15 protein-coding genes are annotated in these 21439 nt (G+C 63.7%); 2 read left to right on the forward strand and 13 right to left on the reverse strand.

Translation table 11 applies throughout. From position 1 onward, the window contains the following. Nucleotides 1–851 precede the first annotated feature (851 nt). From VNH11_21760 to yajC, 6 genes are all read right to left on the reverse strand, one after another. On the reverse strand, nucleotides 852–1349 hold the full coding sequence (locus tag VNH11_21760; GenBank protein ID HVA49004.1) for a hypothetical protein: 498 nt from the start codon (nucleotides 1347–1349) through the stop codon (nucleotides 852–854). 210 nt (nucleotides 1350–1559) lie between these two features. Then, nucleotides 1560–1784, reverse strand: a complete 225-nt coding sequence (locus VNH11_21765) for a magnesium transporter (GenBank protein HVA49005.1) — start codon at nucleotides 1782–1784, stop codon at nucleotides 1560–1562. A gap of 52 nt (nucleotides 1785–1836) precedes the next feature. Next, complete coding sequence (locus VNH11_21770) at nucleotides 1837–3288, reverse strand: DUF1598 domain-containing protein (protein HVA49006.1); 1452 nt, start codon at nucleotides 3286–3288, stop codon at nucleotides 1837–1839. Nucleotides 3289–3452: 164 nt separating this feature from the next. Beyond that, nucleotides 3453–5024 (reverse strand): HTTM domain-containing protein, encoded by a 1572-nt coding sequence (locus VNH11_21775; GenBank protein HVA49007.1) that lies wholly within the window; start codon nucleotides 5022–5024, stop codon nucleotides 3453–3455. Between the two features lie 45 nt (nucleotides 5025–5069). Further along, on the reverse strand, nucleotides 5070–8558 hold the full coding sequence (gene secD / locus VNH11_21780; protein ID HVA49008.1) for a protein translocase subunit SecD: 3489 nt from the start codon (nucleotides 8556–8558) through the stop codon (nucleotides 5070–5072). A gap of 51 nt (nucleotides 8559–8609) precedes the next feature. Continuing rightward, a complete protein-coding gene (gene yajC, locus VNH11_21785; GenBank protein ID HVA49009.1) occupies nucleotides 8610–8969 on the reverse strand; it encodes a preprotein translocase subunit YajC in 360 nt (119 codons plus the stop codon). Between the two features lie 398 nt (nucleotides 8970–9367). Here yajC and VNH11_21790 point away from each other — a divergent pair, with 398 nt between their 5' ends. Then, nucleotides 9368–11341 carry a YjhG/YagF family D-xylonate dehydratase gene (locus VNH11_21790; GenBank protein HVA49010.1) on the forward strand — a complete coding sequence of 658 codons (1974 nt, stop codon included), beginning with the start codon at nucleotides 9368–9370 and terminating at the stop codon, nucleotides 11339–11341. Nucleotides 11342–11387: 46 nt separating this feature from the next. Here VNH11_21790 and VNH11_21795 read toward each other — a convergent pair whose 3' ends face one another. The 4 genes from VNH11_21795 to VNH11_21810 form a co-directional block, all read right to left on the reverse strand. After that, the gene (locus tag VNH11_21795) at nucleotides 11388–11993 is read right to left on the reverse strand and encodes a DUF4276 family protein (GenBank protein ID HVA49011.1); all 606 of its coding nucleotides are present in this window, start codon (nucleotides 11991–11993) and stop codon (nucleotides 11388–11390) included. Between the two features lie 5 nt (nucleotides 11994–11998). Continuing rightward, on the reverse strand, nucleotides 11999–13138 hold the full coding sequence (locus VNH11_21800; protein HVA49012.1) for an AAA family ATPase: 1140 nt from the start codon (nucleotides 13136–13138) through the stop codon (nucleotides 11999–12001). A 98-nt stretch (nucleotides 13139–13236) separates the two neighbouring features. Next, nucleotides 13237–14430 (reverse strand): aminotransferase class V-fold PLP-dependent enzyme, encoded by a 1194-nt coding sequence (locus tag VNH11_21805; GenBank protein HVA49013.1) that lies wholly within the window; start codon nucleotides 14428–14430, stop codon nucleotides 13237–13239. Next, a complete protein-coding gene (locus VNH11_21810) occupies nucleotides 14430–16085 on the reverse strand; it encodes an AMP-binding protein (protein ID HVA49014.1) in 1656 nt (551 codons plus the stop codon). Before VNH11_21810 ends, VNH11_21805 begins: the two co-directional genes overlap by 1 nt. Between VNH11_21810 and VNH11_21815 the strand changes: the two genes are divergently transcribed. Beyond that, nucleotides 16084–16257, forward strand: coding sequence for a hypothetical protein (locus VNH11_21815; protein HVA49015.1), 174 nt, complete (start codon nucleotides 16084–16086; stop codon nucleotides 16255–16257). The two genes, VNH11_21810 and VNH11_21815, sit on opposite strands and share 2 nt — an antisense overlap. Before the next feature lie 215 nt (nucleotides 16258–16472). Here VNH11_21815 and VNH11_21820 read toward each other — a convergent pair whose 3' ends face one another. The 3 genes from VNH11_21820 to tssH are packed head-to-tail and all read right to left on the reverse strand — an operon-like array spanning nucleotide 16473 to nucleotide 21436. Beyond that, nucleotides 16473–18008 carry an NADH-quinone oxidoreductase subunit C gene (locus VNH11_21820; GenBank protein ID HVA49016.1) on the reverse strand — a complete coding sequence of 512 codons (1536 nt, stop codon included), beginning with the start codon at nucleotides 18006–18008 and terminating at the stop codon, nucleotides 16473–16475. Further along, nucleotides 18005–18709 (reverse strand): PTS sugar transporter subunit IIA, encoded by a 705-nt coding sequence (locus VNH11_21825; GenBank protein HVA49017.1) that lies wholly within the window; start codon nucleotides 18707–18709, stop codon nucleotides 18005–18007. The genes VNH11_21820 and VNH11_21825 overlap by 4 nt, the downstream gene beginning before the upstream one ends. 45 nt (nucleotides 18710–18754) lie before the next feature. Then, nucleotides 18755–21436, reverse strand: a complete 2682-nt coding sequence (gene tssH / locus VNH11_21830) for a type VI secretion system ATPase TssH (GenBank protein ID HVA49018.1) — start codon at nucleotides 21434–21436, stop codon at nucleotides 18755–18757. Nucleotides 21437–21439: the final 3 nt, after the last annotated feature.

The raw sequence follows: 21439 nt of genomic DNA on the forward strand, positions 1-21439 counted from the left end.
CGTCTATGAAACCGGCGTACGCCTAACCAAGGCCGCCTTCCGCCCGTTCGCCGCTCGTCTCCGACGTTCCGACGCGCTTCCCAAGTGGAGCGTTATAATCCAACCCAATACCGGGTAGTTTATTTTCTGCCGGCTGCCTTAGGCGGCCCGCGCCGCTGAATCGCAATTGGTTGGATCTCGAGATTTCCACATCATCTTGTGCTAGCAGTGGAATACTTCAACAGTCCCCTTGGCCTCGATGGTGAAGCAGATGGTGAGCTAAATGCGCGGCGTTTCTCCTGATATGAGGCGCCGACCATCTAGGTTGAAGAACACCGATTCGACAGACCTCTGACCCCGAAGTGGTCGTATTCGACGGCCCAGGGTGAAGCGCAGCGAAACCCTGGGTGAGTGGCAGCATTAGAATTGTCAGCCCTACACAAGTCCGACGCCGCGTCGCGGCCGTTGCGTTTCCCAGTCCCGTAGGGACGGTAGAGTTTAGCCGTGGGCGCGAGCCCACGGAAGAAGAGGGACGCCAACGGTCCGCGCAGCCGCGTAGCGGCGACAGAGCGCGTGGTGCGATACCTCTGTCGCCGCTACGCGGCTTGCCCAATCTACCGCATCGGTACCGTGGGCTTGCGCCTGCTCGCGCCCACGGCTAAACTATCTCGCCGCTACGCGGCTGACGCGCGAGATGTGTAGAACAACGAGGGTTTCACCCTGGGCTGTCGAATGACGCACGTTCGGTGCTACACGTGTCCCCGCAGTTTGTCTCGCAGGACGTCGAGCAGCGCGTGAAACCGCCGCCGCAACGTTTCGCGGTCAATGTTCAGGGTCTCGGCCAGATCGCGTAGCGAACGGCCGGCGAAGAATCACTCGTGGATGATGAGACGATCAGTGGCATCGGGCAAAGCGGCAATGGCCGCGCGGACGTCGTTGGTCGCCTCGACCCCGGCGGCGGCCGAGGAAGCGGTCGGCCCGGCCGCCGGCGGTTGCGCGGCTCCGGCCGACGAGGCCGCGGATGCGGCGTCGAGCGAAATACGCGGCCCGGCGCATCGGCGTTGGGCGTGTGCCCGGCGCATCTGGTTTTGGCCTAGCCGGTGTACGATCTGTTCGAGCCAACCGCGAAACATGTTGACTTCTTGCTCGTGGTCGTCATGCCCCCGGAATTGTGCCAACTTTAACCGTGCCTGCAGCGAGGCCTCTTGCACGAGGTCGGCGCAACTGGCATCGGGGCCTTGCTGCTCGCCGTAGCGGGCGGCAACTCGCTCCAGCCAAGCGCGCAGGTCGTTCAACAGCCGGTCCATTGCCGCGCGGTCTCCCGCCCGTGCGGCGCGGAGGTCTTCGGCGGATGGCCTTGGTTGCGACATCCCGTAAGTATAAAGACACCGAAGCGGGTCGGGCGACAGCCGTGCGCGAAATACTTCGTCCGTTGTCCGTGTATCCTGACGCCATTCGCTCGAATGACCAGCGATCGACGACCCTCCGCCGGCCGGTCTGGCCAAAGCGAGAGGCAAGCTCCGAATCGTTGAACAAAAGTGAGATCCGGGCAATAACACAAACGCGATCGCTGTCTACAGTCAACCCGCCAGCAGCCAGCGCGTCGTGCTGAAAGAGATCAACAAGGTCAGCATGTCCGAGAGCGCCAGCGCCACGGGACCGGCCGCCACTTGCGGCTCGCGGTGCAACAACGCCAGCACGTTGGGCATGGCCACGCCCACGACTGCCGCGCACGCTACTCCGCCCGTGATGCCGACCAGCGCGCAGAACACCACTCGCCCGCCGCCCAGCCACACCAGCGCCACGCCGCCGACTGCCAGCCCTGTGGCCAGTCCAAGCAGCAGGCCCGTGGCCGCTTCAGTCCCACCACCAGCGATCGGCCGCCAGGCCCTTCAACTCGACCGCGTCACGCGCTTTGTGTACCTGGCCCTCTTTGTCGGGCAACAGATTCGCCGGTTCCAGAGCTTCGGGGGCCTCGATCCGCACGCCGCCGCCGACCGGCGTCACCAGGCGGTTGCCCTTCCATACGCTGGTCACCACGGTATCGACCTCCACCGGCGCCTTGTAGATCTCCACCGGGAACAACTCCTCGTTGCCGAACACTTCCATGTTCCAGCTTGCCTGACCGAAAAAGTCTTCACGCTGGATGTGAGCGGCCGCCACGGCCATGTCGATCAGGTTTCGCAGTTGCGCGTAGATCGGCTTGCGGCGCGCCAACTCGGCATACTTTTGGGTAAAGCCCTTGGTGAACAGTTGGCTGGCGCGGCCGCTCTTGCCTTGGGCCATCCGCTGGCCGTTGGCGCCGACGACTTCGTCTTCGCCCACCAGCTTCACGCCTTCGCCCACCAGCTCCATCGCCAAGTGGTCGTCGCTCAGCCGGACGCATTCGTAGTTGGGCACGAACCACCAACGTTGCAACGCATTGCGGCTGATCTGCGCGGCATCGGCCAGATCCACGAAGCTGGCCAGCTTGATGTTCGCGCGCTCCGCGCCGATGCCGATCAGCTTCATGCGGTAGTCGGCCTCGACCATCACTTGCGCGAAGTGCGTGGCGGGCGAGACGCCGAGAATTCTCACCTTTTGCAGGCCAAGACCGGTGTGCAGGCCCTCGACGATCATGTCGCGATCGTCGGGCGTCACACGGCCCGTCACTTCGCGCAGGAATTTTTGCATGCGGGCCAGGCCTTCGGGTGTGGGGTCGATCGAACAGCCGACCACACCCCGCTCGTCCTTGCCGGGCGCGAAGGCCCGCAGCGCCACGACCAGGTCTTGCAGCTCCAGCACCGGCCGATTGCTGGCCATGCCGATGAACCGGCCGGTAAGGTCCTGAAACCAGCCTTCGGCCGGACCGGCGACGACGATGTCGCCCGAATCGGGATAGAAGAACACGTAGCGGATTCGCGTCAGGCCGGCCAGGCGCAGCATTTCGTCGGTCGGCTTGCGGTTCTTTTCCAGTTGCGCCTGAACGGCCCGCTCCAGCCGCGTGAGCGACACTTTGCGCATCGGGCTGGCCTTGGCAAGATCGGCCTGGAGCGCCGCCTTGGCCTGCTGCAACCGGTCGCGCGTCAACTTGCCGCTGGGATCGGGCACGTGTACTTTGCCGGCGATCCCTTTCTCGTCGATCCGCATCGAGGCGGCGTCAAGAACCACGCCGGGACTGATCATGATACCGGCCTGCCCGGTGGTGTTTCCCCCGCAACCGCGCGCCTGGCCGAGGCCGTTTCCCAAGGGCGATGAACTGGGCATCATGGCCGGCGACAGCCATGCCAGGAATAACAACGCACCCAAAATGAAACGTCGTGAAGGCATAGTGACGATTCTCCTCGTTCCATGCGGGACGGAACTTCGGCCGTTCCCGCGGTAAGTAGCCGGTACGCCCCCATCCGGCAGCGAAACGCGTCGAATGGGGGCGGTTGTTGATATCGAGAGGTTCCAAGACGAACTGAATGGCCGATTATCCGGCCATCTTGATACTAGTTGTGGCCGTTTCGTAAAGCAAGCAAATTGTAATCGGCCTCGAACAAGATTTCGGGCACAATCAGCGTGCTGCTCCGCTCGGGCGACAACGTCTTTTCAATATGATAGACAATGTCGATGTGCTTCACCCGGCGGTGCGGCGCTTCGTCCGCGTGGCGCTCGTTCCACCGCCGGCGCAGCCAGTCGGCAAACTCGGGCAGAAAGGGGGCCCAGCCGAGGCGGATCTCCATGAGGTACTTCAGCCAACGCCGGTTGCGATAGGTCGCCGCGACGTTCGCCGGTTTTCGGCGTGGCAACGGCTGGTCGGCATCCCACAGATTCACCACGCTGCCGTCGGCCAAAACGCCCCGCATCTCATACCAACCGTCGTCGGTCAGCGGAGGAGCGAACATGCCCCAGTTCTGGTCCAAGCCAAGCACATAGGCGGGAACCTTCCATCCCGGCCGCAAGCGGCCTTCGAATCTCGCCGACACTTCATTGATGTTCCAGACGGCCACATACAGCCCGACCGCCGCGACGACGGCGCCGACGAGCTTGCCCGGTGGACGGTACGGGGCGTCGGGATGACGCAACAGCCGTGGCGTCAGCGGCGTGGCAGGTGCGCGCGGCGGGCGCTCGCCCGGCAGCCGCCAGCCGAGCTTGTCCCAAAGTATGCCAGGCAGAAAGACGGTCCATATCGCCATCGAAATCCACGGCAGCGCGCCCAGCTCCATGGTCGCCGCCGTGCCCAAATGGAACGCCCAGAAGGCAAGCACCACGAACAGTCGCGGCAGACCTTTGAGCAGAGGAAAAATCGCAACCGCGGGTCCCAACCACTCCAGCCCGTAGACCGCCATCGTCAACCAGGTGAGCAGCCGCGGATATGCCAGCAGCCGATGTCCCAGCGGCGTGGCAAAGGCATCGAGCGAAAGCGCGTAGTAGAGGGCCGTGTGTTCCGTGAGCCAGACGGGAGAACTCTTTTCAGCCGCCGTCGCCCAGTAGATCGTGCAAATCTGCAAGAGCAGAGCCGCACCCGGCAACGACCGAATCTCTCGCGGGGCAAAAGGATCACCGCCCCGCAGCCGCCGGTCGACACTGGCGGCGGCACCCAGCGGCAAAAACATCGACCAGAACAAGACGGCCTGCAGGATCGTGTCGCCCGCGTCGAGCAGAATCGGATTACGGTGGCAGACGCTGACCGTCAGGAGCCAGCTTGCCGCGGCAGCCAGTCTTGTTCGGTAGCCGATCAGCAGCGCGAATCCGAAAACCGCGGCTGCCAGAAACAGGGCTGCTTGGCCGCCGGTGGTTCCCGCGGCCATGTGCAGCGACCAGGCCCAAGGGCCGGCAGCCGCGGTTTCATTGTGCTCCATCACGATTCGCGCCGCGCGCGGGAGCACGCCCGCATCGGTATAGTGGGCCGTCAGGTCGGCGGCGCGCTCGGCAAGGTCGATCAACACGACCGTGGCCAGGGCCACGCGAAAGGCCGCCAAGGAGCGGACGTCGATCGCGAGGCCTTGGACGAGCCAGCCGGGCCAGCTTGGCAGGCGCGGGCCGGCGGTCGTGATCGAACTTTTTGACACGCCGCTCATCACAGAATTGTACGTCAAACCGGCGGTGGCGGCTGGCAAAACGGCCTAGCGGCCGACCGCCGCGGCTTTGCTGGTCGGGCCACCAGGCCCACTGGGCGCGCTTCGTCGTTGGTTCATCCAGATCAACAGCGGCGTCGCAACGTAAACCGTGCTGTAGGTGCCGGAAATCGTGCCCACCACCAGTGTGAAGGCGAAACCGTGGATACCCTGCCCGCCGAAGACGTAAAGAATCAATACCACGATGAAGACCGTCAACGAGGTCAGCAAGGTGCGGCTCAACGTCTGGTTGACGCAGAGGTTGACCAGTTCCGGAGAGAGGTCGGGACTCTTGCCGCGCACCTCGCGGATGCGGTCGAAAATCACGATCGTGTCGTTGATCGAGTAGCCGATAATGGTCAGAAACGCGGCGATGATCGGCAGGTTGATCTTGAACGGCTCGATCAAAAGCGTCTCCATGAACGGCAAGTCCGCCAGCCAGTAGCTGAGCGCCAGACCGCCCAACGCCACCAGCACGTCATGCACCAAGGCCAGCACGGCGGCCACGCCGAAGCTGACCTGCTGGAAGCGAATCCAGACGTAGACCACGATCAGCAGCAGGCTGGCCAGCAAGGCATAGGTGGCCTGAAGCTGCGTGTTGCCCGCCACGCTGGCACCGACCTTGTTCGACGACGGGAAGAACGGCTTTTCGGCGAACGAACGCTGCACCTGTTCGAGCACCGGCTTGAGATCCGCGGCAGCCAGGTCGATCTTCAAGGTCCACTTGTCGAATCCTTTATTGCTCCCCTTTTCATATCCCGGATTGTCGAGCTTGTAGACTGTGGTTGACAGACGATGGCCGGTCGCCTTCAAGGCGGCGTCGAACCGCTCGCTTAGCGTCGTATGGTCGACCGGCTCAGTGAAACTCAGCTCGACCGTCGAGCCGCCCGCGAAGGGACCGGCCGGGGCGGCATCTGCAACTGTCTTGTCCGACGGACGGGCGGCCTCGCGCTTCTCCGCGGTCGGCTCGCCGCTGCCGGTGTCAGCCGCCTTTGCTTTCGTTTCACTTTCTGTGTCGGCGGGCTTTTCTTCGCCGGCCGGTTCGTCGGCTTTGACGGTCGTTTCGTCGCCGGAAGCGTCATCGGCCAGCGCCAGCAAGTTCTCATCGCCAGGCAAGAACCGCGACTGATCTTTCTCGTCGGGCGAGTCGGCGGGCGAGTCTTCATCTTTGGCTTTGTCGGCTCCGTCGGAGGGAGCTTGATCGTCATCCTTATCCTTTTCAGGCTCTTGGCCGTCGCCTTCTTTCGATTCGGTCGCCCCGGAATTCTTGGTCTCCTTTTCAGACGCGGTTGCCGGCCCGGTTCCGTCCGTTGCGGCAATCGCCGTCACTTCGCTCCACGACAGGTGGTTGTAGGCCAGACGATGGTCCGCGTCCTTAAACGCCAGCCTGAGCTGCTCTTCGACCCACTCGATGTTGGTCTTCGGCCCCGGCTGCTGCAGGTCCGTCTCGTCGATGTCCGATTTGGAGGTGATGATCAGGAACCGTTTGCCCAGCGGCTCGCCACCGATGTGAATGTCTTGCACCGTGACGTCGGGCAAGTCACGCACGCGTTCGCGGATGTCGGCGACATTCTGCGGCTTTTCGAACAGCGCTTCCACCGACACGCCGCCCGTGAAGTCGATGTCGAGCAGGCCGCGGCCGCGCTCGAACGACGCCACCAGCCCGACACCGATCAGAATCAGCGACAAAGCAATCGCCGCATACCGCTTGCCGACGAAATCGAAATTGGGGTTCTCCAGCACGTGGAGCATTTTCAACCGCGTGATCCAGCGTTTTTTCTCAGCTATGTCGAACAGCAGGCGCGTGAAGGTGATGGCCGTGAACAGGTTCATCACAATGCCGAGGATCAGCGTGACGGCGAAGCCTTTCACCTGGTCGGTGCCGATGGCGTAGAGCACGATCGCCGAGATGAGCGTCGTGACGTTGGCGTCGACGATGGTCGTGGTGGCCCGTTCGAAGCCGTTGCGGATGGCCATGCGCAAGGTCGCCCCGCGGCCCAATTCTTCGCGCATGCGTTCATAGATCAGCACGTTGGCATCGACCGCCATCCCGACGGTCAGGGCCAGTCCCGCCAGGCCGGATAGCGTGAAGGCCGCATGGAACAGAATCATGAACGCCACAATCAACAGCACGTTCAACAGCAACGCCAGATTGGCCACCAGTCCGGCGAAACGATAGTAGGCCAACATGAACAGCACCACCGCCACGGTCGCCACCAGCATCGAATAGACGCCTTTTTGGATCGTGTCGCGCCCCAGCGTGGGTCCGGTCGTCAGGCTGCTGGTCGGTTCTTTGCGAAGCGTCGCCGGCAGACGTCCGGCCGTGAGCACCGCGGCCAAATCTTCGACTTCTTGCTGGGTAAAGCTGCCGGTAATCTCTCCGCGCTCCTCGATCTTGCTATTGATGGCCGGCGCCGATCGGAGGCGATCGTCGAGAATGATGGCCAAGAGACGCTTCAGATCGGCGTGGGCGGGATCGGGCAGGTTTGCGCCCGTCAGCTTGCCAAACAGCCTGGCTCCCTTGGCGTTGAAACCAAACGACACCGCCGGCTTGCCGAACCGATCGACGCTGGGAATGGCCGTGCTCAGGTAGTCGCCCGTGACGTTGAACTGGTCGACCAGCACCAGCGCTTCCATCTCGCCTTTCTTGTTCACACGGGTGGCGAAGTGCGGCTCGTTGGCCAGATAGCGCGCCTCGGGGGAGACCGGCGCCCACTTTGCCTCGACATCGGGCTTTTCGCCCGGTGCCGGTTCGCCTTCGAAGACCTCCGATTTCGGCTCCTCGAACCGCGGATCGCGGGCCAACTCGATGGTCGATTTGTCGTACCGGTCGTCGGCCACGATGCGGAATTCCATCTGCCCTTGCTGGCTGATGATCTTGCGCGTGCGTTCCTGCTCGGCCTGATCGGCTTCGGGAAGAATGATCTCGATCTCGCGCTCGCCGTAGGGACGGACCATCACTTCCTTGATGCCGTCGGGGTTGACCCGTTTGGCCACCGCGGCCACCAGCTTGTCCATCTCTTGGAAGTCTTTCTGTTCGACTTCGTAGATCAGGATCACGCCGCCCCGCAGGTCGATGCCGAGCTTGGGCGGCCATTCGAAATAGGTCGCCGCCGTCGAGCCAAGAATCGCGAACAGCACCACGGCCATGCGGAAAAAGTGGTCGGGCATCCGCAACGCTTTGCTCAAATAGTTGGCCAGCACCACCGGAATAATGAACACCGCCGCCACCATCAGCAGCGTGAAGAACATCCGGCTCTCGTCCACCTGGTTCGCCGCCGCGGCCGCCGGGCCCGGCTTGGCTGTTCCGATGGGCCGATCGAGATCGCCGATGGGGTCGGGCACGCCCTTCTCGGCCGGCGCTCGTCGCGGAGCTTCTTCGAGGGGCTGGGCCGATGCGCGGTCGACGGCCAACCAACCGATGGCGGCTGCGGCCAGCAAGGCCAAGGCTGCGGCGGTACACCAGCCGGAAATCCGGCCAGATTGTCCTGCGAACATGTCATCTCTCCTTCACGGGGGCGGCTTGCCAGCTCGCGGCCCCAAGGGCTTTCAGGCTGTGTCTTTGTCTTTGCCGTCGCTGCCGAGCACGCGCTGAACGGCGTTGCGTGTGATCTTGATCTTGGTGTTCGTCGTTTCATCGACGCGGACCGTCACCTCGTCGGAGTCGAGCTGCACGTTGGTTACGATGCCGTAGATTCCGCCCGTGGTCACGATGCGGTCGTTCTTCTTGAGGTTGTTCAGCAGATTGTTGCGGGCGTCCTGCTCGCGCTTCATGGCCGGCCGCTGGATGATGAACATATAGAGGAAAAAGATCGTGCCGATGGTGATGATCGGCATCAACGGGCCGAACTGAGTCGGCGCCGCCTCTTGTTGAGCGAGCAGAATGCTGATCGAAAGGTCAAATAACAACGAGGCTCCCCCTCGCATGAACAAGCCGTGAGCCGTGCCTGGACGACATGCCCGGTGGCCGCGGACGAAACAGAAACGGTGCGATGCGCCCAGCGGCGCCGCGCAGGGTGCTTTTACAGCGTAGTCGAGTATCATAAAGTTAAGCGCCGCAACGAGCAAGGGCAGCGAATAGGATCACCGTAGGGTGGGACCAGCGAGCTTGCGAGCGCCGGCCCACCAGCGTCTGGCGTCAGGCGTCAGCGTCAGGCGTCAGGGGCTGGGGTCTGGCGTCAGGCGTCAGGTTGCTTGTCCTGACGCCTGACGCCTGAAACCTGACGCCTCAAAACGGCGGGCCAGCGCTCGCAAGCTCGCCAGTTCCACCCTACGCGACTAAGACCCAAAACCTAAGACCTGATTACATGTCCTTCTCCACAGACGAAATCCTCGACAGTCAGCAGCCCGAACTCTTCGACGTCGCCAGCAGCGCCGCCGGCCCCGCCGGGGCATTGCCACTCACGGGCGAAATGCTCCGCGAATGGCCCAGCGGCGATCTATTCGGCCTGTCGCAAAACGCCGGCATGGGCTGGCCGCCGCAGGAGATGCTGGGGCCCCAGTTCTTGATTTTGAGCACGCAGGGCGGCATCCGTGCCGACGATGGACGCCCGATCGCCTTGGGCTATCACACGGGTCACTGGGAAGTCGGTCTTTTGGCGCAGGCTGCCGCGCGCGTGCTCAAGGCGGCAGGGGGCGTGCCGTTCGCCGCATATTGCTCCGACCCTTGCGACGGCCGCACGCAAGGCACCACCGGCATGTTCGACAGCCTCCCCTATCGCAACGACGCCGCCACGCTCTTCCGGCGGCTGATCCGCTCGCTGCCCACGCGCCGCGGAGTGCTGGGCGTGGCCACCTGCGACAAAGGTCTGCCGGCCATGATGATGGCCCTGGCCGGCTCGAAAAACCTCCCGTGCGTGCTGGTGCCGGGCGGCGTGACGTTGCCACCCACCGAAGGCGAAGACGCCGGCAAAATCCAGTCGCTCGGCGCCCGTTTTTCGCGTGGCGAAGTCACGCTGGAAGAAGCCGCCGATTTAAGCTGCCGGGCGTGCGCCTCGCCCGGCGGCGGATGCCAATTTCTTGGCACGGCCGCCACCTCGCAGGTCGTTGGCGAGGCGCTCGGCCTGGCCTTGCCGCACAGCGCCCTGGGGCCTTCCGGGCAGCCGATCTGGCTCGACATGGCGCGCCGCAGCGCGAAAGCACTCTGGCGATTGACGGAGCGCGGCGTCCGCTCGGCCGATATCCTCACGGACCACGCGATTCACAACGCCATGGTCGTGCATGCGGCCTTCGGCGGCTCGACCAACCTGCTGTTGCACGTGCCGGCGATCGCCTTCAGCGCTGGCCTGCGGCGGCCGACGGTCGACGACTGGACGCAGGTCAATCGTCGCGTGCCGCGGCTGGTCGACGTCTTGCCCAACGGACCGGTCGGCCATCCCACAGTGCGCGTCTTTCTGGCCGGCGGCGTGCCCGAAGTCATGCTGCACCTGCGCGATCTCGACTTGCTGGCTCTCGATGCTCTGACGGTTTCCGGGCAGACGTTGGGCGAGGTGCTCGATTGGTGGCAGCGGTCCGACCGCCGAAAGCAATTGCGAGAGCGGTTGCTGAAACAAGACGGCGTCGAGCCGGACGACGTGATCATGTCGCCTGAGCGGGCCCGCGAGCGGGGCCTGACCAGCACGGTCTGTTTTCCGCGCGGCAATCTGGCCCCCGAAGGCTCGGTCATCAAGAGCACGGCCATCGACCCGCGCGTCGTGGACGCCGACGGCGTCTATCGCAAGCTGGGTCCGGCCCGCGTGTTTGTGCGCGAGAAAGACGCCATCGCGGCCATCAAGGGGCGGACCGACCGCCCCATCCGTTCGGGCGACGTCATTGTCTTGTGCTGTCGCGGTCCGATGGGCACCGGCATGGAGGAGATTTACCAGATCACTTCCGCCTTGAAGCACCTGTCGTTCGGGCGAGAGGTCGCGGTGGTGACAGATGCGCGGTTTTCGGGCGTCAGCACGGGCGCGTGCATCGGCCACGTCGGGCCCGAAGCGCTGGCCGGCGGACCGATCGGCAAGGTGCGCGACGGCGACCTGATTCGCATCGAGGTCGACCGCCGCGAGTTGATTGGCAGCGTCGACCTGGTGGGCGAGGCTGGGCAGTCGCTCGACGCCGACGCCGGCTCGCGGATTCTGGCCTCGCGGCCGCCGCGCGACGATCTGGCGGCCGACCCCGACTTGCCCGACGACACGCGGCTCTGGGCGGCCTTGCAGGCGGCCAGCGGCGGCACCTGGGGCGGCTGCGTGTTCGACGTGGAGCGGATCGTCGATTTGCTGGACAGATCGTCCCGGCCTTGATGCTCGTAGTATAGCGGCTGCCAAATCCTTGAACCAGCCACGACGTTCATTGCATCGTCTGACTGTGTGGCGTAGGCTGTCCGTTTCTAACAGCTTCAAGAAACCCTTGGAAGCTCGGACTTCGCTGGCCGATAGTTTGCGCATTCAGCTTCTTCGCAATCTCCTCTGAGATCACAGCGGTATATGCGCGCTCCGCCAACAGATTCTTCAGATGGAGTTTTGGGTTCTTTATCTTGTCGGGCTTTGAGGTATCGACACTACCTAAGTCTCTTGCAAGGTATTCTCGAAGCCCCAAGCTATCAGCGAAATACCAGGACTCCAGATGCCACTGGGCGCACGCCAATTGGATCTGCGCGTTGATCTTCGCCCCGAGGCGGCCTGGCAACTGCTCACGAAATGGCCGAAGCACCTCGTCCTGGGATCTGCCGTCAGTGTCCACCAGCACCACAAATTTGTCCGGAGGGGCAGCTACGCTTTCAAACCAGGAGGCCTTCAGAAGCTTTTCAGCCATTTCCACATTCAGGGCCTTGCCTCCAGGCGGGATACGTACCTCGACGACGGAAATGTCTTCTTCCTGCAAATGGGCAACGAGGTGAGGAAGCGAGCGGCGCTCGGTCTCGCCCGAAGCAATGACGACGACAACCTTGGCCATATCGCCTAACCTCCGAAGCCTTTGGTCTCGTAGAACTCGCCGAGGCCAAAGCCTGAAGCCTCCAGGGCCTGACGAACCGCCTCCACATTGCTCTCGCGACTCACGCGCGTACCGCAATCATCCCGGTGCCGCACAACACATACGGCCCCCGGTTCATTCAAGAAATCGAGTAGGAGCGGGGAGTGTGTCGTAACAAGGATCTGGACCCGATTCCGCGCCTTCAGCAAATACTCGGCGAAAGCCTTCAAGGCTGTCGGATGCACGTGGTTCTCAGGCTCCTCGATCCCGATCAAGTTACTGCCAGTTTCTCCAAAAAGTGCGGTCATAAGAGCCAACATGCGTAAGGTGCCGCTCGAGGCACCGACTTGGTGTACGGGGAACTTCAGCCCCGGTTCGTGCTGGACGAAGTAGACTCGGTCTTCGGACTCTCGGGATTCCCGCAGGTCGATCTGCGACGGAAGCCCCAACACGGATTGGGTGGCAGATGCGATCTGCATGAACGCCGCCGGAGACGATTCCTGCAACGCAAAGAGGCGCTCGGCGAGGTTTCGTCCGTACGGATCAAACTTGGACGAGTCCAAGCCAGTCCAGCCACGCCGAAGCAGGAAGGGGCTCGGATCGAAGAAGCCCCAGCGACTCACAAACTCCGCAACGTCACGTGCTGGGAATGATTCATCGACCGCTGCGGCAGCCAGGGCACAGGTCGTCGGCGGCTGTGCCAACGAAACGCGATCGCCTTTTGCCCCGGACCACCACCAGCCCCGGCCTTTATCCGCCGAAAGTAGATGAGATGGTGGAGCGGCCGGACGGAACTCAGAAACGTCCTCTTGAATCGAGAAATCGTAGCCCTCCTTCGTAAGCCGGACCGACCATTCAAATGTCTTTCCATCGTTTTCCAAGCGTGCCAACAATTCAATCTGCCGTGCCTCCTCACCTTTCCACGCGAGATGCAGAATTCCGCCGCGCGAGAAAACCGGCGGCTTAAAGTCCCGCTCTTGCAACCCCTCGTGCAAAAAGCGAAGAGCATCAAGTATCGTGCTCTTTCCTGAAGCGTTGGTCCCGATGAACAGATTCAGATCAGTCAGGGGAATGGTTTCGTCGCGAAGGCTGCGGTAGCAAAATGCTTTTAAGCTCAACAGCTTCATTGTTCTGACTCTTGACTCAAAAAGAGTTCGTCCGCGCCGGCCCGCCTTGACCCACGATAGTGTCCCCTCTGAGGCCGCGACCGACAAGGGGGCGACGCCTACGCCATGCTGCTCAACTTTCTCAACCGCTGGACCGCCTCGGCAACCGCCTCGACCGTGAACTCGACTTCCTCGACGGTGTTGAGGCGGCCCAGGCCGAACCGCAGGCTGGCGCGCGTCAGATCGTCGCTCAGCCCCAGCGCCCGCAACACGTGGCTCGGCTCCGGCTCGGCCGAAGTACAGGCACTTCCGGAACTGACCGCCACGTCCTTCATGCTCATCATCAACGCCTCGCCGTCGACATAAGCGAAGCTGACGTTGAGGTTGCCCGGCAGCCGCCAATCGCGACGCTCCAAGCTCGGACCATTCAACGAGACGCCTTCCACGCGACCGACAAGTTGGGCGAACAGCCGATCGCGAAGCTCGGCCAGCCGCGGCATCTCGCCGGGCAGCTCTGCCAGGCACAGCTCCAAGGCACGCGCCATGCCGACGATGCCGGGCACGTTGAGCGTGCCGCTGCGCAGCCGCCCCTCCTGACCGCCGCCGTCGATCTGCGATTCGAGCCGCAACGGCGGAGATCGCCGCCGGACATACAGCGCGCCCACGCCTTTGGGGCCATAAATCTTGTGGCCGCTGAAACTCATCAGGTCGACGTTGAGCGCATCGACCGCAAGGGGAATCTTGCCGACCGCTTGGGTGGCATCGCTGTGCAACGGCACGCCGCGCGCGCGGCATATCGCCCCGATCTCGGCCAGAGGATGGATGGCCCCGATCTCGTTGTTGGCCAGCATCACGCTCACCAGCAAGGTATCGTCGCGAATCGCCTCCGCCACCCGCGCCAAGTCGACCAGCCCGGCACTGGCTTCAGCGGCCGCGGCCACCGGCAGCAGCGTGACCTCAAAGCCGTGCCGGGCGAGTTTTTCCAGCGGGTCAAGCACGGCACGGTGCTCCGTCGCCACGCTGACGATATGGTTGCCCTTTCGCCGCGTCCGTTCGGCGATTCCCCGCAACGCCAGGTTGTTGCTCTCCGTGGCCCCGCTGGTAAATACGATTTCGCGAGGCTGCGCCCCGATGGCTGCCGCGATCGTCTGCCTGGCAACGTCGACCGCGTCGCGGGCTTCCCAGCCGAACACGTGGCTCACACTGCCGGCGTTGCCGTACCGCTCGGTGAAGTAGGGCAGCATCGCCTCCACCACCCGCGGGTCGACGCGGGTCGTGGCGTGGTTGTCCATGTAGATAGGAAGGCGGGGCATCAGGCCATTTCCTGCTCGCGCAGGCCGAGCTCATCGATCATCCGCTCGCGCATCTTGAACTTTTGCAGCTTGCCCGTGACGGTCTGCGGGAATTCGCTCACCAGGCGGAAATATCGCGGCACTTTATAATGCGCGAGCTTGTTGCGGCAAAACTGCCGCAGCTCGTCTTCGCAAATCGTGGCGCCCGACTTCGGCTTGACCCAGGCGCACAGCTCTTCGACGAATTTCGGGTCGGGCACGCCGAACACGGCCACTTGCTCCACGTCCGGGTGCGTGAAGAGAAACTCTTCGATCTCGCGCGGATAGATGTTCTCGCCGCCGCGAATCACCATGTCTTTGATGCGGCCCGTGATGCGATAATAGCCGTTCGACTGCCGCAAGGCCAGATCGCCGGTGCGCAGCCAGCCGTCGGCGTCGATGGCCGCGGCCGTCGCTTGTGGGTTCTTGTAGTAGCCGAGCATCACCACGTGTCCGCGCGCACAAAGCTCGCCCTGCTGATTATCGCCCAGCGTCTCGCCGGTGACCGGGTCGATGAGCTTGACTTCGACCTCGGGCAACGGACGGCCCACCGTCTCCACCCGCAAGTGCAACGGATCGTCGGTGCGGGTCTGCGTGATCACGGGCGAGGCCTCCGTCTGCCCGTAGGCGATGGTGATCTCGCGAGCGCCCATCTTCTCAACGACCTGCTTCATGACTTCGATCGGGCAAGGGCTGCCCGACATGATGCCGGTGCGCAGCGACGACAGGTCGCGGCGGCTGAACGTTTCGTCTCGCAGTTGGCCGATGAACATCGTCGGCACGCCATACAGCGCGGTGGCCCGCTCGCGCTCGATGGCCTCCAGCGTGGCTGTGGCATGGAACGATTCGGCGGGGATGATCATGGCGGCGCCGTACACCAGGGCACACATCGTGCCCAGCACGCAGCCGAAGCAGTGATAGAACGGAACGGGCAAGCAGATCCGGTCTCGCTCGCTCAGTCGCTGGCACTCGCCCACATAGTAGCCGTTGAGCAACAGATTGCGATGGCTGAGCGTGGCCGCCTTGGGAAAGCCGGTCGTGCCCGACGTGTATTGGATGTTGATGGCGTCGCGGTACGAAAGCGCCGCTTGCAGGGCGGCCAGATCGTCGTCTCGTTCGGCTCCGCGGCGGCACATTTCGTCCCAGGAAATGGCCCCCGGCGGCGTCTCGCCTTTCAGGGCCACAACCCATCGCAGCTTGGGAAAATCGGCCGCCGACAGTCGCCCCGGTTCGGCGCCGGCCAGCTCCGGGCAGACTTCGGTCAGCATGGCAAAATAATCGGATGACTTGAACCGGTCGACCAGGAACAACGCCTTGGCGTCGCACTGGCCGAGGACGTATCGCAGCTCGAAGGCCCGATAGGCCGGATTGACGGTCGCCAGCACGATGCCCAAGCGTGCGGTGGCCAACTGCAGCACGAGCCACTGCGGCACGTTGGTGGCCCAAATGGCCACGTGGTCGCCGCGCTTCAGGCCCAGGGCCAACAGGCCGAGCGCCGCCTCATCGACGCTGCTATTCAACTCGCGGTACGTGAGCCGAAAGCCCGTCTGCGGAAAGACGATGGCATCCTGGTCGCCAAAGCGCGCGGCGGTCTCGTCGAGCACCTGTCCGATTGTCAAACCATCGACCCAAGGCATGCTGTCGGGCTATGAGCTGGAAGTCATTGATATCAGCGACGTTGTGTATCATACGTCGCTGGCGATCGAGGCGAAAGTGGTGGCACCGCGGATTCGGTTTGGAGACCACCTTATCGCCGGCTACAATGCCGGCACTCCCGGCCCCGCGAGTCCGGCAGCGCCCATGAGGTGACGACTTGCTGACCAAAAGCCATCGCCAAGAAGCCTTGTCCCGCGCGTACATCCACGCGGTCGCCGGCCGTTGCGGTTTTTCGTGCGCCTATCGTGATTTTGCTTATGGCAGCGACGTAACGATTCGCGAAGTGACCGAGCGCGCAGGTCGTTTGGTCGAATCCGGCCGCGGAATCGACATTCAAGCCAAGAGCTCGACGACACGCTGCTCGCTTCTCAAAGATCATGCCCGCAGTAGGAGAGATTGTAGCTCTTGTTGCACAGCGGGAAGTCGGAAATCTGCTGATCGCGGAGCGACAGCATCAGGCCAATCCAGTTGTGAAACGACGGATCGACTACTTTGTAGTGGGCAAACCGCCCTGCGACGTCGGTGATCGCCACATGGCAGATCTCGCCACGCCAGCCCTCCACCAGCGAAACCACCAGCGAGTCCGGCCGAAGACCCGTTACCTCCGACGACGGCGGTCCTTCGGGCAGCATGCGAAGCTGCTCGATGGCGAAGCGGGCGGAGCGTTCGATCTCCAACCACCGCACGTAGGCACGGGCAAACACGTCGCCGTCGTGCCAGGTGGTGACGGGAAGCTGTGCGAAGCGGTAGATGCCCGAAGGATAGTCGCGCCGCACGTCGTGGTCGATGCCGCAAGCGCGGGCGGCAGGCCCCACCAGGCCCAGCGCGAGGGCGGTTTCGCGAGTCACGGTGCCCGTATCCTCGAAACGGGCCAGCACCGAAGGGGTCTTCCATAAAAGTTGGGCCGCCCCCCTCACTTCAGCGAGGGCCGTCTGGAGCCTGGCCGTCATCTGTTCCGCCCGCAGACCGTCGACGTCGAACCCGACACCGCCGGGCTCGACGAAGCTGCGCCCGAAGCGGTTGCCGCAAAGCATGGCCGTGGCATTGAGAAAGTCGCCCCGCAGCCGTCCGCAGAAGGCCGCGGTCGGCAGGAACCCGACGTCCTGGGCCAGCGCTCCCAGGTCGCCGGTATGATTGGCCAGCCGTTCCAGCTCCAGGGCCACGCCGCGCAGCACCTGGGCGCGAATGGGAGCTTCGCGGCCGGCGAGAGCTTCCACCGCCTGGCAATAGGCGGTGGCGTGCCCGATGGACGTGTCGCCGGCCAGCGTCTCCATGACATGGAGGGTCCGTTTGTTCGGCCCGCCGACAAGCGCCTGTTCGACGCCGCGGTGCTGGTAGCCGAGCTCGATCTCCAGGTGAAATACCTGCTCGCCGTGACACTGGAAGCGGAAATGCCCAGGCTCGATGACCCCGGCGTGAATCGGACCGACGGCGACTTCGTGAATCTCCTCGCCCTCGACGCGGAAGTAATCCGTCCCTGGCGGCTGAACGCAGGGCAGAATGGCGCTGCCGACGGCGCGGCTCCAGGCGTCGTGGCCGGGGCGATACGATTCGTGGAAGCGAATCGGCTTCAGCCAGGGATGCCTCTCCGGGACGACTCCCCACTGCTCGGCGATTTCGCGCTCGAACCAATGCGCCGGCGGACAATCGGGCGTCAGTGCTGGGTAGCGATCGCCCACATCGACCGCGCAGACGGCCAAGAGCCCTTTGAGCGGCAGACCGACGACGCCGTAGAGCCGCACGGAGTTGGCGACCGGCCGGCCAAACAGGGCGCACAACTGACCGCCGGCCGAGAGTTCATCTGCCAACCAGGCGCGGAACTCCGCCAGCGGCAGTACGGGGATCTCGGCCAGCGGCACGACTCCGCTATTGGTCACGCGCGGCGGCTGGAGCGATGTCGTCACGGTGTCAACCTTGCGACTGAAGGGAGCGACTCTTCCCGTCGACGGATCTCGTCGAGCAGCGCCTGCTGCTGGGGTTTCGTCCGCAGGAAGCTCCGAAAGCTTGCATCGCGAAGCACGCCGGCCAGCCTGGCGAGCAGACGCAGGTGCTCGTGGATCGTCGGGCAGACCATAATGAACAGCGTATCGACCGGCTTGCCGTCGGGCGCGTCGAACGCGATCGGTTGCGAAAGCAGACAGAGGCGAATGGCCGGTCTGGGCACCGCGAGCAACAACGGGTATCGGGCGTGCGGAATTGCAATTCCGTCTCCCACACAGGTGGTGCCTACCGACTGGCGGGCCATCAGCAGTTGCACGAGTTGTTCGCGGTGGAAGTCTTCCGGCAAAGGCATGTCGTCGAGTGCTTTCAGCAGCACGGAGCGCGGCCCGGCCGCTTCCGGACCGAGCTCCAGGTGCTTCACGCCTCCGCGCCGCAACGCATCGAGCAACTCGCTCGGCTCCTCCGTTTCGCCGTAGGCTTCGCAGAAAATGGCCGGCGAGAACTTGATGCCCCGCGCCGTGGCCCATTCCAGCAGCTCGGAGCGGTTAAAGCGATGCCGCGTATTGATGATCTGGACCGGCAGATCCTCTTCCTGAATCCAGCGATGCACCTGGTTTTCGCTGACCTCGAACAGCCGCACCACATCGGGAAGCGTCAATTGCACAACGAACTCCTTGAACGTGCGGCGATGCGGAGCAACAGGCCGGCCTCAGGAAATGGCGTACTGGAATTTGCCCGACGCGTCGAGCGACACCTGCACGCGGCTGATCGGCTGCGCCGCGGCCAGGCGGCCGAGGAATTCGCCCGACATTTCCGGGAGCATGGTGCGCGTGAGAATGTGGTCGACGTTGCGGGCGCCGCTTTCCACCTCGCGGCAGCGCGCCGCGATGCTGCTGACGATCTCCGGGGCGTAAGTGAATTCGGCCCGGTAGTTCTCGTGAATCCGCCGCCGAATGCGGCCCAACTGCAGCTCGATGATGCTGCGCATCACCTCGTCGCTGAGCGGGTAATAGGGCACCACCGTCATCCGCCCCAGGAAGGCGGGCTGGAACACCTTCAGCAGATCGGGCCGCAGGGCCTCGGCCAGGGCGACGGGATCCGGACGTGTTTCGGGGTCGGCGCAGAGCTTCATCACGGTATCCGTGCCCACGTTCGACGTGAGCAGAATCACGGTGTTCTTGAAGTCGATCTCGCGCCCCTCGGAGTCTTCGAGCACGCCCTTGTCGAACACCTGATAAAACAGCTCCATGACGTCGGTGTGGGCCTTCTCAATCTCGTCGAGCAACACGACGCTATATGGCTTGCGGCGGACGGCCTCGGTGAGCACGCCTCCTTCGCCGTAGCCGACGTAGCCGGGCGGCGAACCTTTGAGCGCCGAGACCGTGTGCGCCTCCTGGTACTCCGACATGTTGATGATGACCATGTTCCGCTCGCCGCCGTAGAGGATGTCGGCCAGGGCCAGGGCGGTCTCGGTCTTTCCCACGCCGCTGGGACCGACCAACATAAAAACACCGATCGGGCGACGCGGGTCCGTTAGGTTCGCCCGTGCCGTGCGAATGCGCTGGCTGATCAACTCCAGGGCGTGCGATTGCCCGATGATGCGATCGGCCATCCGCTCTTCGAGCGACATGACGGTCTTGATTTCGTCCGTCAGCATTTTGCCGACCGGGATTCCGGTCCAGCCGGAGACGACCTCGGCGATCGTCTGCGGCTCGACGCAGGCCTGCAACAACGGCTTTTCGCCTTGTAGTTCGCGCAGTTCTTTTTCGGTCGCGCGAAGTTCGTCGCGCAGGCGCCGCACGTCGGCGTCGGTCAAAGGGGGCGGCGCCTCGGCCGCTTTTGCGTCGCCTGCCGGTTTGGTGGGCGAAGCATGCTCTTCCAGCCGGCTGCGCAGCTCGCGAATGCGCGTCACCAGATCCTTTTCCTGGTTCCAACGCTTCTCCAGATCGGCGAATCTGCCCTCGGCTTCGCTCTTTTCCACATCGAGCGCCGCCAGGCGTTCGTCGTGCAGTGCGCCGGTGGCGGCTTCGCGCTTCAAAATGCCGATCTGCACGTCGAGATTGTCGATCTGCCGGCGCAGGTCTTCCAGCGCCGGCGGGATGGCGCTGTGCCCGATGGCCACGCGGGCGCAGGCCGTGTCGAGCAAGCTGACGGCTTTGTCGGGCAACTGCCGGCCGGTGATGTAGCGGTGCGAAAGCCGCACGGCCTCCTGAATCGCCTCGTCGAGGATCCGCAGGTTGTGGTGCTTCTCCAACGTGGCGGCCAAGCCGCGCATCATGATGGTGGCCTGGGCCTCGGTCGGCTCTTCGACTTTGACCACTTGAAACCGCCGGGCCAAAGCGGCGTCTTTCTCGAAATACTTTTTGTATTCCGACCAAGTGGTGGCGGCGATGGTCCGCAGCTCGCCGCGGGCGAGCGCGGGCTTGAGCAAGTTGGCGGCGTCGCCCTGTCCGGCCTGGCCGCCGGCGCCGATCATCGTGTGGGCCTCGTCGATGAAGATGATGATCGGCTGCGGCGACTTTTTGACCTCTTCGATCACCGACTTGAGCCGGTTCTCGAATTCGCCCTTCACGCCCGCGCCGGCCTGCAACAAGCCCAGGTCGAGGGTGCGCAGCGCGACGTTCTTCAGCGGCGGAGGCACATCGCCGGCCGCGATCCGCAGGGCGAAGCCTTCGACCACCGCCGTCTTGCCCACGCCCGCCTCGCCGGTGAGGATGGGGTTGTTCTGCCGTCGCCGCGTGAGAATATCGACCACCTGCCGCACTTCTAAATCGCGGCCCAGCACGGGGTCGATCTTGCCTTGCCGAGCCCGCAACGTCAGATCGACCGTGAATTGATCGAGGGCCGGCGTCTTGCCGCCGGGCGCGGAAAGTGCCGGTCCACCGGGAACGGCGGCGGCCTCGGCTGTCGGTTCGTCTTCGGGCGACCCTGCCACAATGTCGCGCATTTCGCGGTGCAAGGCGTCGGCCGAGATGCGGGCCAGTTCGGGCATGGTTTCCCGCGTCTGCCGCAGCAGGCCGGGGTTCGACAACAACGCCAGCAGCAGGTGCCCGCTGCGGACCGCCGGCGCGCCAAATTCAATCGACGCCAAGACCCAGGCTTCGCGCACCACATCGACGATGTTCACCGACAGCGCGGGAGGCCGCGTGTTGCCCGTCTTCAATTGATCGATGGAGCGAGTCAACTCGCGCGTCAGCCGCGACTGCTCGATCTCGTAGTAGCGCAGCAAGCGAGTGAGGTCCGAATCGGTGAGCTCGAGAATTTTCAACAGCCAGTGCTCGATTTCGACGTTGTAGTTGCTGCGTGAGAGGCAAAGCCCGGCGGCGCCCTCCAGCGCCCGGCGCGAAGTGTCGTTAAGCTTGCCGATCAGCGATTTGAGATTGATGTCCACGGA

This window comes from Pirellulales bacterium (assembly GCA_035533075.1).
Taxonomy (GTDB): domain Bacteria; phylum Planctomycetota; class Planctomycetia; order Pirellulales; family JAICIG01; genus DASSFG01.